At 64.7% G+C, this 12,364-nt stretch carries 9 protein-coding genes and 3 pseudogenes; 4 read left to right on the top strand and 8 right to left on the bottom strand.

Features of this window, described 5'->3' with window-relative positions; all coding sequences use genetic code 11:
- Positions 1-148: 148 nt before the first annotated feature.
- Complete coding sequence (locus FOM02_RS07760; protein ID WP_027560404.1) at positions 149-565, bottom strand: CHRD domain-containing protein; 417 nt, start codon at positions 563-565, stop codon at positions 149-151.
- Between the two features lie 154 nt (positions 566-719).
- On the opposite strand from FOM02_RS07760, the gene FOM02_RS07765 reads away from it, so the two are divergent.
- Entirely contained in the window at positions 720-1,646 is a 927-nt protein-coding gene (locus FOM02_RS07765) for a c-type cytochrome (RefSeq protein ID WP_265441567.1), read from the top strand.
- 121 nt (positions 1,647-1,767) lie between these two features.
- Here the strand turns inward: FOM02_RS07765 and FOM02_RS07770 are convergent, their stop codons facing one another.
- The gene (locus tag FOM02_RS07770) at positions 1,768-2,208 is read right to left on the bottom strand and encodes an RbsD/FucU family protein (RefSeq protein WP_027560395.1); all 441 of its coding nucleotides are present in this window, start codon (positions 2,206-2,208) and stop codon (positions 1,768-1,770) included.
- A 164-nt stretch (positions 2,209-2,372) separates the two neighbouring features.
- Between FOM02_RS07770 and FOM02_RS07775 the strand changes: the two genes are divergently transcribed.
- Positions 2,373-4,214 carry a caspase family protein gene (locus tag FOM02_RS07775; protein ID WP_265441568.1) on the top strand — a complete coding sequence of 614 codons (1,842 nt, stop codon included), beginning with the start codon at positions 2,373-2,375 and terminating at the stop codon, positions 4,212-4,214.
- A 273-nt stretch (positions 4,215-4,487) separates the two neighbouring features.
- Here the strand turns inward: FOM02_RS07775 and FOM02_RS07780 are convergent, their stop codons facing one another.
- The 4 genes and pseudogenes from FOM02_RS07780 to thiD all read right to left on the bottom strand — a co-directional run bounded on the left by FOM02_RS07780 (position 4,488) and on the right by thiD (position 8,419).
- Positions 4,488-5,471 carry a threonine/serine dehydratase gene (locus tag FOM02_RS07780; protein ID WP_027560397.1) on the bottom strand — a complete coding sequence of 328 codons (984 nt, stop codon included), beginning with the start codon at positions 5,469-5,471 and terminating at the stop codon, positions 4,488-4,490.
- 64 nt (positions 5,472-5,535) lie between these two features.
- A complete protein-coding gene (locus FOM02_RS07785) occupies positions 5,536-6,579 on the bottom strand; it encodes a glycosyltransferase family 4 protein (RefSeq protein WP_092213783.1) in 1,044 nt (347 codons plus the stop codon).
- A 13-nt stretch (positions 6,580-6,592) separates the two neighbouring features.
- The gene (locus tag FOM02_RS07790) at positions 6,593-7,405 is read right to left on the bottom strand and encodes a UDP-2,3-diacylglucosamine diphosphatase (protein ID WP_027560399.1); all 813 of its coding nucleotides are present in this window, start codon (positions 7,403-7,405) and stop codon (positions 6,593-6,595) included.
- Between the two features lie 216 nt (positions 7,406-7,621).
- Positions 7,622-8,419 (bottom strand): annotated as a pseudogene (thiD, locus tag FOM02_RS07795) (bifunctional hydroxymethylpyrimidine kinase/phosphomethylpyrimidine kinase).
- Between the two features lie 325 nt (positions 8,420-8,744).
- Between thiD and FOM02_RS07800 the strand changes: the two are divergent.
- Together FOM02_RS07800 and FOM02_RS07805 are read left to right on the top strand one after the other, a co-directional pair.
- Positions 8,745-10,724: a hybrid sensor histidine kinase/response regulator gene (locus FOM02_RS07800; protein ID WP_265441569.1), complete on the top strand. Its 1,980-nt coding sequence runs from the start codon at positions 8,745-8,747 to the stop codon at positions 10,722-10,724.
- Between the two features lie 302 nt (positions 10,725-11,026).
- The gene (locus FOM02_RS07805; RefSeq protein ID WP_027560402.1) at positions 11,027-11,272 is read left to right on the top strand and encodes an Lrp/AsnC ligand binding domain-containing protein; all 246 of its coding nucleotides are present in this window, start codon (positions 11,027-11,029) and stop codon (positions 11,270-11,272) included.
- A 59-nt stretch (positions 11,273-11,331) separates the two neighbouring features.
- Here FOM02_RS07805 and FOM02_RS07810 read toward each other — a convergent pair.
- Positions 11,332-12,195, bottom strand: a pseudogene (locus FOM02_RS07810) (sulfatase-like hydrolase/transferase); the annotation flags it as partial.
- Positions 12,192-12,347 (bottom strand): annotated as a pseudogene (locus FOM02_RS07815) (formylglycine-generating enzyme family protein); the annotation flags it as partial. The pseudogenes FOM02_RS07810 and FOM02_RS07815, both read right to left, overlap by 4 nt.
- Positions 12,348-12,364 lie beyond the last annotated feature (17 nt).

Genomic DNA, 12,364 nt, shown 5'->3' on the forward strand with positions numbered 1-12,364 from the left:
ATTGGGTAATCGCGCCGAACTTTATGGCCGAAATCGGAGGGCTGGCAAGGCGCGAGGCCGCAAATTGGCGGACTGCGACATCTTCGCTCAAATTGAAAAGGCCGGACGCGCTTGCCGCGCACCCGGCCTTTGCCGATGAAGCAGTCTCTTACTTCGTCACCTGTCCGCGGATCTCGCCGCCCGGATTGGCTGCGGTGTGGATGTTGACGTAGAGCTTGCCGGCGAGGAGATCGGCGGCCTGGGCGTCGGTCAGCGTCGCCGAGCCCTCGACCGGGCTCGAGGCTGCATTCGGGATCGGGACCATGACGCCGGCGTTCTTGCCGGTTTCGGCCGGGCCGTGGAAATGCGCGGCGGTGGCGGGGCCGGACAGGCCGGAATAGGTGACCTTCCAGGACAGCTTCTTGCTGGCGGCGTCATAGTCCAGATCGGCCGTCCCCGTGCCGCTGCTGGTCGTTGCCGGCACCTCGGCCTTGCCGTCGAGTGTTGCTTTCAGCTTTTCGGCGCTGGCCGAGCCTGCAAAAGCCAAAGTGCCGAGTGCGAACACGGCGATCACGGTCTTGTTCATGACATTCTCCCTGGTGACCTCGTTGGACTGCCAAACTTTCAACAGCCGCCGTTTCAGTTTATTCCCGTTGCCGCCGGGGACGGACTAAATTCTTCGTGGCTGGAGCCGCGCGGAGAGAGGTCATAGGCTTGCCGCAACCGCGTGGATGGACCTGATGTTGCAACGAACAATGATCGCGGCGCTGCTCGCAGCAATCGTAGCCGGCGGCGTCTATTGGTGGCTCAGCGCGCCGGTGGTGGCCGCCGTGAGCGCCGCGCCGGCCCATGTCCCGAACCTTGCCAATGGCGAGGTGATGTTCAACGCCGGCGGCTGCGCGTCCTGCCATGCCGTTCCTGGCCAGGACGATCGTCTCAAGCTCGGCGGCGGTGTCGCGATCAAGTCGCCGTTCGGAACGTTCTACGCGCCGAACATCTCGCCCGATCCGACCGACGGCATCGGCAAATGGCGAGAGGCCGATTTCGTCAACGCGGTGATGCACGGGGTCTCACCCAGCGGGCAGCATTACTTTCCTGCGTTTCCCTACACCTCCTATCAGCATGCCAAGCGCGAGGACGTGCTCGATCTCTTCGCCTATCTGAAAACGCTGCCGCCAGTTGCAGGCAAGGTGCGCGACCATGACGTGGGCTTTCCCTTCGACATCCGCCGCAACATCGGCATCTGGAAATTCCTGTTTATGGACGGCAAGCCGTTCGTCGCCGATAGCAGCAAGTCACCGCAGTGGAATCGCGGCGCCTATCTCGTCAACAGCTTTGGCCATTGCGCCGAGTGCCACAGCCCGCGCAATGCGCTCGGCGGCATCATCTCCGGCGAGCGCTTTGCCGGCGGCCCCAATCCGGAAGGCGAGGGCTGGGTGCCCAACATCACGCAGAAGCGCCTTGGCGAATGGAGCGCCAAGGACATCGCCTATTTCCTCAAGACCGGCGAATTGCCCGACGGCGACAGCGTCGGCGGCGCGATGACACGTGTGATCAAGAACACCTCGCAATTGCCGGACGAGGATATCGCGGCGATGGCGGAGTACATCAAATCGTTGCCGCCGGTGGACGGACCGACGCCGCCCAAGCGCAAGGCGGCAAGCTAGCAAAAGCCCCTTTAGGCTCTTGTTTGAGCATGATCTCCGCGCAAGCGCGTTCCGCGTTTGTCGCGAGGGAAAACCGCTTCGCACTTTGCGCTAACGCGGCCCTGCGGGTCCGGATCATGCTTTAGATCACGCCCTTGCGGATCAGAAAGCAGCCATAGCCCCTGCTGTCGCCGACCTGCACCACGCCGAAGCCGGCAGCCGCCGCGCGATAGAAATCCGGACGCGAGAGCTTGCCTGGCGCAACAGCGCGGCCGGCAGCGCGCTCGATCTCGGCCAGCACCGCGCGCTGCACATCGGGGACGCGATCGGGATCGTCGACGGGCGCCATCACGCGCACCGGGTCTGGATCGAAATCGTCGAGCGGATAGACCGACATGATCGCGCGGATGGCGGTCTCCATGCTCATGCCTGGCAGCTGGATCAGGCGCTGCGACGTGGTGCTCTGCGCGATGCGGGTGGCCGGATGGTTGGCATCGACGAAGACGAGGTCGTCGCCATGGCCCATCGAAGCCAGCAGCCAGAGCAGGTCAGGCGTCAGGATTGGATCGATCGATTTCAGCATGGGGCGGACTGTCCTCTCAAGCGATTGTTCACCATAGCAGGTTCCAGCGTGATTCAGATCACGCAGCCTATCATGGTGACCGCGGTCACGGACCCCGAACTCGAACGCGGCCAGTCTGCCTCGCAACCAATCTCGCATCGAGATCAGTGCCAGAGGAGCACGCCATGTTCCGCCTAAAGCCTTTCCTGATGACGGCTAGCCTCGTGGGAAGCCTGTTCGGCTTTCTCGGCGGCCCTGTTTCCGCGCAAGTCGCTCCCGTGGAGCCCGCCCCCACCGTGCTGCAAGGCCCGGAGCAGCGGGTCGCGCTGGTGATCGGCAATTCGAACTACCAGAACGCGCCGCAGCTGCAAAATCCCGACAATGACGCGCAGTCGATGGCGCAGTTCCTGAACTCGGCCGGTTTCGAGGTGGTTGCCGCGACCGACCTGACCCAGAACGACATGCTTCGCGTGGTCCAGGACTTTTCCGCCAAAGTGTCCGCGCGCGGTCCGAACACCGTGGCGATGGTCTATTACGCTGGCCACGGCGTGCAGCTCGCCGGCGAGAACTATCTCGTGCCGGTCGATGCCAAGGTCTCCAGCCCCAACGAGCTCGTCAACAATTCGGTGCGCCTGGTCGACGTGATGTCGACGCTGGAGTCGATCCCGAGCCGCATGCGCATCGTCATCCTCGATGCCTGCCGCAACAATCCGTTCCCGAGCGTCAACGACGCCGGCCGCGGCCTTGCCATCGTCGACGCGCCGAACGGCTCGATCGTCGGCTATTCCACCGCGCCCGGCGCTGAAGCGCTCGACGGCACCAATGGCCACAGCCCCTATACACAGGCTTTCCTGAATGTCGCGCACGAGCCCAACGTGCCGATCGAGCAGTTGTTCAAGCGCGTGCGTCTTCAGGTGAACCAGACCACCAGCGGCGCGCAGATCCCCTGGGAGAGCTCGTCGCTGACGAGCGACTTCACCTTCTTCGGCGACACCGCCATTGCCGCCAACCGCGCGCCGCTGAATGCGCCTGTGGTGCAGATGGCCTCCAACCTGCCCAGCCGCTCGACGCGCCAGGCCTATGACTACGTCCTGTCCGAGGGCCGGCCGGAGTACTATCAGGAGTTCATCCAGATGTACCCGCACGACCCGCTGTGCGACCATATCCGCTGGCTGCTCAACAACCTGCTGCTCACGCAGGCCTGGCACAAGGCGGTGCTCGCGAACTCGCCGATCGGCTACCAGAGCTTCTACGACAGCTACGGCAACAGCCCCTATGGCTCGTCAGCACTGAAGCTTGCAGCGCAGCCGAAGCTGATCCCCCTGATGCAAGCGACCAAGTTCCTGGCGCCGCAGAACATTGCCCCGACGTTCAAGGCCGGCAATCTCGGCCAGCCCAAATACATGCCGCTGATGCAGCAGGGTAATGGTGGTGGCCAGATGAACGCCAACCTGCCGGTCGTGCAGAAGCCGATCGACGGCAACGTGATCGGCAAGCTCGGCAATGGCGGCCAGGTCGTCAACCTGCCGGCGGGTAACAACCAGCCGAACGGCACGCCCTCGCAGAACCCGGGCAAGATCGTCACCCTGCCTGCGCCGACCAACACGACCAACAATAGTGGCGGCACCGGCAAGATTATCACCCTGCCCGCGACCAACAACGCGCCGAACGCCGGCAATGGCACCGGTACTGGTAAAGGCACTGGCAACGGCAACCCGGGCAAGATCGTCAGCATGCCGGTGAACGTCGGCAAGGGCGGCACGACTGTCGACACCAAGCCGGTCGTTCAGACGCAGACCAATCCGATCCGCGTCAACAACGGCAACACCGGCATCGTCAAGCTCAACAACAATCCGGTGAACAAGGTGCAGGTGCAGAACAATCAGCAGAACAACAACAATCGCCCGCAGCTCAATACGACCAACCGCATGGTCAACAACGGCGGCAACAACTTCCGCCAGTCGATGAACCAGGCGCCGAGCATGAACAATGGCGGCAACAATCGCCGCGGCGGCTTCATGCACTGATCGCGATCAGCGCAACAGCAGAAGGGGCAGAGCGGCGACGCTCTGCCCCTTTGTCGTGTCGGGGAACACGGGTTCTCGCAGCCCTTGCAGGCTTGGAAGAGGTCGTCATGCCCGGGCTTGTCCCGGGCATCCACGTTCTTCGTGCCGTCAGAAAAGGCGTGGATGGCCGGGTCAAGCCCGGCCATGACGCCGTGGACGCATCAGCGCGCCCAACACTCATCTCACATGCGATTGCTTCCCGACGGGAAGAGGCGGATCATGTCGATTAGAGGATCAAGCCACCAGCTCGGCAAACAGATCCGCATCGACATTGCCGCCGGAGAGCACGATCACGACGTTCTTCCCGGCAACATCAAGGCGTCCCGCCAGCAGCGCGGCAAGACCCACCGCGCCGCCCGGCTCGACCACGAGCTTCAGCTCACGATAGGCAAAGCCGACGGCCGCGCCGACTTCCTTGTCCGATGCGGTGACGCCACGCGCCAGCAGCTTGCTGTTGATGGCGAACGTCATCTCGCCAGGCATCAGCGCCATCAGCGCATCGCAAATGGTGCGGCCCGCAGGCGGATGCGGCTCGCGATGGCCGGCGGTGAGCGAAATGCCGTGATCGTCGAACGACTCGGGCTCGGCCACGACGATCTCGGCCTGCGGATAACGCGCCTTCACGGCGGTCGCAACGCCCGCGATCAGACCGCCGCCAGAGGCCGGCGCGACCACGATATCGGGAGCAAGGCCGAGTGCCGCCATGTCCTCTGCGATCTCGCGGCCGGCGGTGCCCTGCCCTGCGATCACGAACGGATCGTCATAGGGTTTGACCAGCGTCGCGCCGCGCTTCTCGGCGATGCCGCGCGAGATCGCCTCGCGGTCGTCCTTGTCGCGATCATACAGCACGACCTCGGCGCCGTAGGACTTGGTGCGCTCGCGCTTCGACAGCGGCGCGTCCGCCGGCATCACGATGGTTGCCTGCATGTCGAGGATTTTGGCTGCCGCCGCCACGCCCTGGGCGTGGTTGCCGGAGGAGAACGCGACGACGCCGCCGGCGCGCTTGTCCTGCGGGATCGAGAACACCTTGTTGAAGGCGCCGCGGAACTTGAAGGAGCCGGTGCGCTGGAGCATCTCCGGCTTCAGGAACACTTTGGCACCGACACGCTCGTTGAGCACGGGAAAGGACAACAGCGGGGTGCGGATGGCGTAGGGCGCGATCACGCGCGCTGCGGCATCGATATCGGCAGGGCCGATCGGAAGGAGCTGTTCGGTCATGGCCCGAACTTATCGCGGCAGCCTGAGCGCGGGCAAGACACCTCCGCGCGATGAATCCCGGTTTTCAGGCTACGAAACTAACCGGATCTGCCCCATTCCTGCCTGATAGCACAGCGCCGACCGCCTGGATGCTGTCGATGAAGACCCGGGCCGAGGCCTCCCAGGTGTAGTTGGCGGCGAACTCGACGCAGTCCTGCCGGGAGATCCCGAGCGCCGCGAAACACGCGCTGCGTAGGTCGTGATCGAGCGCGCCGACCGGCGCATCACCGATCACGTCGCGCGGGCCCTTCACCGGAAAGGCCGCAACCGGCAGGCCGCTTGCGAGCGCCTCCAGCAGCACCAGGCCGAACGTGTCGGTCTTGCTGGGAAAGACGAAAACATCGGCGGCGGCATAGATCTCCGCCAGTGCCTCGCCGTGCTTCTCTCCTAGGAAGATCGCATCGGGATAGGCGTCTTCCAGCGAGGCGCGCGCCGGGCCGTCGCCGACGACCACCTTGGTGCCAGGCAGGTCGAGCTCAAGGAAGGCTTCGAGGTTCTTCTCCACCGCGACGCGGCCGACCGAGAGGAACACCGGCGCCGGCAGGCACAGGTCGATGGCGCGGGGATGGAACAAGTGAGTGTCGACGCCGCGCGGCCACAACACGACATTGTCGAAACCGCGCTCGGTCAATTCGCAGGCGAGTGCCGGCGTCGCCGCCATCACGGCGCGGCTCGGCGCGTGAAAGCGGCGCAGCGCCCGCCAGATCAGTGAGCCCGGCACCGGCACGCGGGCGCGGACATATTCGGGGAAACGGGTGTGGAAGCTGGTCGTGAACGGCAGCTTGCGCTGGCGGCAATAGCGGCGGACCATCAGGCCGATCGGCCCTTCGGTCGCGATATGGATGCTGTCGGGGCGCGCTTCCTCGATCAGCTTCGCGATCCGCGCCGGACGCGGCATCGCCAGCCGCACGTCGCGATAGCTCGGCATCGCGAAGGTGCGGAACGATTGCGGCGTCAGGAACGTGAACTCGACACCGAGCCCCTTGGCGGCCTCAGCGAGCTTGGTCAGCGTCCGAACCACACCGTTGACTTGCGGGTGCCAGGCGTCGGTCGCGACCAGGATGCGCATCAAGCCGCCTCTGTTACGCAGCTCTGGCTGCCACCTGCGGAACTTGTGCCGGCTTCCGCAGCTGGTCGGCCCAGGTGATGATCTCGAAATTGCCGTCGTCGTGCTCGACCAGCGCGGTGCAGCTCTCGACCCAGTCACCGCAGTTCATGTAGCGGATGCCGTTCTCGTCGCGGATCACGGCGTAATGGATGTGGCCGCAGATCACGCCGTCGGCGTCATGGCGCCGTGCCTCGGCGGAGAGCGCCTGCTCGAACGCGCCGATATAGTTGACCGCGTTCTTGACCTTCTGCTTGGCCCATTGCGATAGCGACCAATAGGGCACGCCGAACATGCGGCGGAAGAAGTTGACGAAGCGATTCATCTGGATCGCGAAGTCGTAGGCCTTGTCGCCGAGATGCGCGAGCCAGCGCGCGTTCTGCACCACGAGGTCGAAGATGTCGCCGTGGATGACGAGGTAACGCTTGCCATCCACGCCGGTGTGGACGGTGTTCTCGACGACGTCGATGCCGCCGAAATGCGTGCCGTAATAGTTGCGCAGGAACTCGTCGTGATTGCCGGGCACGTAGATGATCTTGGCGCCCTTGCGCGCCTTGCGCAGCAGCTTCTGGACGAGGTCGTTATGCGATTGCGGCCAGTGCCAGCTCGATTTCAGCGCCCAGCCGTCGACGATGTCGCCCACGAGATAGATCGTATCGGCATCGTGGTAGCGCAGGAAGTCGAGCAGAAGGTCGGCTTGAGAACCGCGGGCTCCGAGATGAACGTCGGAGATGAACAACGTGCGAAAGCGCCGCTCCGGGCTCTCGTCACTCACATCGTAACTTCCCATGCGACCGCCCGTAACAATTTCCCGTGACAGGGGGATGACGATTGAACCTTTGAGGCACCCTCAGTTACGAATCAAACCTTGCCTCGCCCTCCCCGCGAATATCAGTCGCATGCGACAATCAGGCGACATGAAGCGGCGATGACCGCCCGCAAAGCTACGGAACCCCAAGGCGTTATTGGTTAACGCCGGGAGCCGCCGTGCCGCGCGAGGCCGGCGTCAATAGAACTTGTGGAAATGATGGATCGGGCCGTGGCCGTGGCCGACGCTGAAGCGGTCGGCGGCGGCGATCGCCGCGCTGATCCAGGCCTTGGCGCTCTGCACGGCGCGCTCGAGATCCTCGCCCCTGGCGAGCCCGGCCGCGACCGCCGACGACAGCGAGCAGCCGGTGCCATGGGTGTTGCGTGTGGCGACGCGCGGGGCGGCAAGTGATATCGTTTTTCCGAATTTACGAGATAGTCGATGCTCTCGGCCCCCTCGCCGTGGCCGCCCTTGATCAGCACCGCGCCGCAGCCGAGCGCCAGCAGGCGGCGGCCCTGACGCTCGATCTCCGCCTCGCTGGCCGCAACGGGCTCGTCGAGAAGCGCGGCGCTCCGGCAGATTGGGCGTGATCACGGAGGCGAGCGGCATCAGTCTTGTGCGCAGCGCGTCCACGGCTTCGGACGCCAGCAGGCGATCGCCGGAGGTCGCGACCATCACGGGATCGAGCACGATATGGCGGGGCTTCCAGCGCGTCAGCGCGGCCGCGATCGCATCGATGCTGGCGGCCTGGGCCACCATGCCGATCTTCACCGCGCCGACCTCGAGATCGGAGAACACCGCGTCGATCTGCGCGGTGACGAAATCGGCCGGCACCGCGTGGATGCGGGTGACGCCGCGCGTGTTCTGCGCCGTCAGCGCCGTGATCGCGGAGGCGCCGTAGACGCCGAACGCGGCAAAGGTCTTCAGGTCCGCCTGGATGCCGGCGCCACCGCTCGAATCCGAGCCGGCGATGGTGAGTGCGACCGGCGTCGTCATCGCGGGACACATCTGCTTGATAGGAACTGCGCCATGGCCTGTCCTAGCGCGGCCGTGGAACGCCAGCAAGCGTTGCGGGCCGCGGCCAGCCGTGATTCGCTGTGCTGACGGCCCCGCGAATCAGGTGGAGCCGATCCGGCGCGGCACCGGCGGCCCGCAATCGTGCGGGCTTGCAAAATGCAACCGCGCCGTCCCCTTGGTACGGTCTCGCGTTCGGCGTGTGTGTCCATGCGTGAGACGTTGGGCGGCGGGACCCGTCCAACGGCAGCAGCGATGCGGGCCGCCCCGGCCCGCGAAGCCTCGAATGCCAGCTTGGGGTGGAACCATGTGGGCCTTTCTCGAACGTATCCTCGACCCCTCGATGTTCTCGCCGCACGGCATCTGCCTGCTGTGGGAACCCGAACTGATCTGGCTCCATGTCGTCTCCGACGCGATCATCGCCGCCGCCTATTTCTCGATTCCGTTCGCCCTCGCCATTTTCGTCACCAAACGGCGCGACCTCAAATTCGGTTGGGTCTATTGGGCGTTCGCGATCTTCATCATGGCCTGCGGCCTGACCCATGTGCTGGCGATCTACACGCTCTGGGTCCCGATCTACGGCATCGAGGGCCTCGTCAAGGCGGTCACGGCCGCGGCCTCCATCTTCACGGCCGGCGCGCTCTGGCCGCTGCTGCCGAAGATCCTGACGATCCCCTCTCCGTTCGAGCTGCGGCAGGTCCAGGCCGCGCTCGAGGAGGAGGAGATCAAGCGCCGGGACGCGACGCTGCTGCTCAAGCAGGTCGGCGAAGCCCAGCGCGCGATGCGCGAGAGCGTGGTGCGCCTCACCGCGATCGTCGAGACCGCGGTCGACGGCGTCATCCTGTTCGACGCGCAGGACCGCATCCTGCTGTTCAATCCGGCCTGCGAGCGCCTGTTCGGCTATCAGGCCGGCGAGGTGATGAACCGGAACGTCAGCATGTTGATTTCAGGCGCGGACGCCGCGCCCGACAGCCGCGCGAGGCATTTCGCGACCGGCGGCGAGGCCGTCGGCCTGCGCAGGAACGGATCGACCTTTCCGATGGACCTCTCGGTCGGCCAGGCCCGGCAGGACGGCGAGTTGATCTTCGTCGGCATCGTCCATGATCTGACCGCGCGCAAGCTGACCGAGCAGCAACTCCAGCAGGCGCAGAAGATGGAGACCGTCGGCCAGCTCTCCGGCGGCATCGCGCACGACTTCAACAACCTCCTCACCGTCATGATCGGCAACGCCGAGCATTTGAGCGAGCAGCTCAAGGCAAGGCCTGACCTGCGACGGTTTGCCGACGACATCTGCCTGTCGGGCGAACGGGGCGCCGAGCTGACGCAGCGACTGCTCGCGTTCAGCCGCCGCCAGCTGCTCCAGCCCCAGACGATCGATTGCCGCAACCTGCTCGAGTCCATGTTCAAGCTGCTCAAGCGCACCTTGCGCGAGGACATCGAGATCAGGACCGCTTCCGGCCCCGGCACGATCCTGGCTTTTGCCGACCGCGCCCAGCTCGAATCCGCCGTGCTGAACCTTGCGCTCAACGCGCAGGATGCCATGCCGTCAGGAGGACACCTGACGCTGAGCACGGAGCTGGCTGCGATCGACGAGGACTATCGCGCCCTTCACCCCGAAGTCGCATCCGGCAGCTACGCCATGATCGCGGTCACCGACGACGGCGAAGGCATGACGCCTGGTGTCATCGAACGCGCCTTCGAGCCGTTCTTCACCACCAAGGAGGTCGGCAAGGGGTCTGGCCTCGGCCTCAGCATGGTCTATGGCTTCGCCAAGCAATCCGACGGCCATGTCGCGATCTACAGCGAGCAACGCCTGGGCACGACGGTCCGGATCTATTTGCCGCGCGCCGACGCGGGACCATCTGCGGGCGACCTTGCCGACGGCGAGGAGGCGGCGCCGCGAGGCTACGAAACCATCCTGATCGCGGAGGACGATCCGTTCGTCCGTTCCTCCGCCATTCGCAGGGTGGAGGCACTCGGCTACAGCGTCGTTGCCGCGGTCAACGGCAAGGAGGCGTTGCAGCGGCTGCGCGCCGATCCCGGCATCGACATGCTGTTCACCGACATCGTGATGCCCGGCGGCATGAGCGGCTGGGAGCTTGCCGAGCAGGCGCGGCGGATTCGCCCGGGCCTGCCGGTCCTGTTCACCTCCGGCTACGCGCTGGAGACCCTGGTCGAGCAGGGCCGCGCGCATGCCCAGGCGATCCTGCTGACCAAGCCCTACCGCAAGGCCGAGCTCGCACAGCGGCTGAGGGAAGCGTTCGCCGCGGCCGCCGTGATCACGTAGGCCGCCTCGATCGGAGGCTACCGAACGTGCTCGGGGCTGCATGGTTCGAGACGCCCGCTTTCGTGGGCTAGGCTACCGAACGTGCTCGGGGCTGCATGGTTCGAGACGCCCGCTTTCGTGGGCTCCTCACCATGAGGGTCTGATATCTCGCCGGGAAACGGGACCCCATCCTGAGGGGCCGCCGCAAGCGGGCATCACGAACGATGGCCGCGGGCGGCAAATCCCCGCGGCCAGCAAGTTCGCTTGCCAATCCCGACCGGTTTTGGCCTATTAGCGGCAGATATGCCTTCGGAGTGACTGCAATGGTTCCTTTCTTCGTCCAGATCAAATGCAAGCTCGGCCAGTCCTACACGGTCGCCAATGCGCTTGCCGAAGCCGAGATCGCCTCCGAGATCTACTCCACCGCCGGCCATTACGATTTGCTGGTGAAGTTCTACGTCGACAAGGACACCGACATCGGCCACTTCATCAATGAGAAGGTGCAGGTGCTGCCGGGCATCCAGGACACCCTCACCATCATCACCTTCAAGGCGTTCGGCACGAGCTAGAGCTGATCCGGACCCGCAGGGCCGCGTTAGCGCAAAGTGCGAAGCGGTTTTCCCTCGCGCATGCGGGTTGGATTGAGCCACAGGAAGAACGGCTTGTTGTCGGCCTTGGCCTTTTCAATGAACTTCAAGGCAAGGTCTCGGATTTCGTCGTCCACCGTTTCCATCCGCTTCGGATAGAGCGTGCCGGCGTCCTCGATCCTTTGCTTGCCTACCTTGCCCCAGCGCGGGTCCACGGTGCCATCGTCGACATCGGTCGCCCACGTATGGAGCATGTTGCGCGGACCGACGACGTTCAACAGGTCCTGCGGATAGCCGGGGTGGGCCGGATCTTCCATCGCATCGAGGTGATACAGGTAGCCGAAGAATTCGTCGAAGCCATGCACCGTCGGCAAAAATTCGTTCTTGTCGCCAAGGTGATTCTTGCCGAACTGGCCGGTGGCATAGCCCATGCCCTTTAGCGCGGTGGCGATGGTCACGGCCTCCGCCGGCAAGCCTGTGGGGGCGCCGGCCTGGCCGACCGTGGTCATGCCGGTACGGATCGGTAGCTCGCCGGTGATGAAGTTGGCGCGACCCGCGGTGCAGCTCGCCTCGGCGTAATAGTCGGTAAACAGCATGCCCTCTGCCGCGATCTTATCGAGGTTCGGAGTCCGGCCAGCCATCATGCCTCGATGGTAAGCACCGATATTCCAGATTCCAATATCGTCCCCCATGATGACGACGATATTGGGCCGCTGCCCAGTCGGCGCAGGTACCGGGGCCGGCGTTGGTTGCTGCGCTTGCGCGAAGCTTGTCGCACCAACGGCGGAGAGTGCTGAAGCTGCGACCAGAGAGCTACCGCTCAACAGGAGATCGCGGCGTTTCAGTCCTGCGCCGGTTGGTCCCGTGCTCATCGCGGGCTTTGCCGGAATCGTATCGCTACTCATGACATGATCCTTTTCCTGGCGGTGCACCTGAAGCCGACATGGCTTCCCAAGGTGTCGATCGGCTCGGCATTGGGCGCGGCCGGGCGATAGCGGCGGCAGTAGTCAAGAGCGCAAGGATGCCTGCCGCCTTTAAACACCTCGCGCACGCTTCGCTCCTTATAGGCGACCA

The sequence above is a fragment of the Bradyrhizobium sp. SEMIA genome (genome assembly GCF_014844175.1).
Taxonomy (GTDB): domain Bacteria; phylum Pseudomonadota; class Alphaproteobacteria; order Rhizobiales; family Xanthobacteraceae; genus Bradyrhizobium; species Bradyrhizobium arachidis.

Excerpts from the sequence above, each read along its gene's own strand:
- FOM02_RS07760 (WP_027560404.1), bottom strand. The coding sequence starts at position 565 with ATGAACAAGACCGTGATCGCCGTGTTCGCACTCGGCACTTTGGCTTTT.
- FOM02_RS07765 (WP_265441567.1), top strand. The coding sequence starts at position 720 with ATGTTGCAACGAACAATGATCGCGGCGCTGCTCGCAGCAATCGTAGCC.
- FOM02_RS07770 (WP_027560395.1), bottom strand. The coding sequence starts at position 2,208 with ATGCTGAAATCGATCGATCCAATCCTGACGCCTGACCTGCTCTGGCTG.
- FOM02_RS07775 (WP_265441568.1), top strand. The coding sequence starts at position 2,373 with ATGTTCCGCCTAAAGCCTTTCCTGATGACGGCTAGCCTCGTGGGAAGC.
- FOM02_RS07780 (WP_027560397.1), bottom strand. The coding sequence starts at position 5,471 with ATGACCGAACAGCTCCTTCCGATCGGCCCTGCCGATATCGATGCCGCA.
- FOM02_RS07785 (WP_092213783.1), bottom strand. The coding sequence starts at position 6,579 with ATGCGCATCCTGGTCGCGACCGACGCCTGGCACCCGCAAGTCAACGGT.
- FOM02_RS07790 (WP_027560399.1), bottom strand. The coding sequence starts at position 7,405 with ATGGGAAGTTACGATGTGAGTGACGAGAGCCCGGAGCGGCGCTTTCGC.
- FOM02_RS07800 (WP_265441569.1), top strand. The coding sequence starts at position 8,745 with ATGTGGGCCTTTCTCGAACGTATCCTCGACCCCTCGATGTTCTCGCCG.
- FOM02_RS07805 (WP_027560402.1), top strand. The coding sequence starts at position 11,027 with ATGGTTCCTTTCTTCGTCCAGATCAAATGCAAGCTCGGCCAGTCCTAC.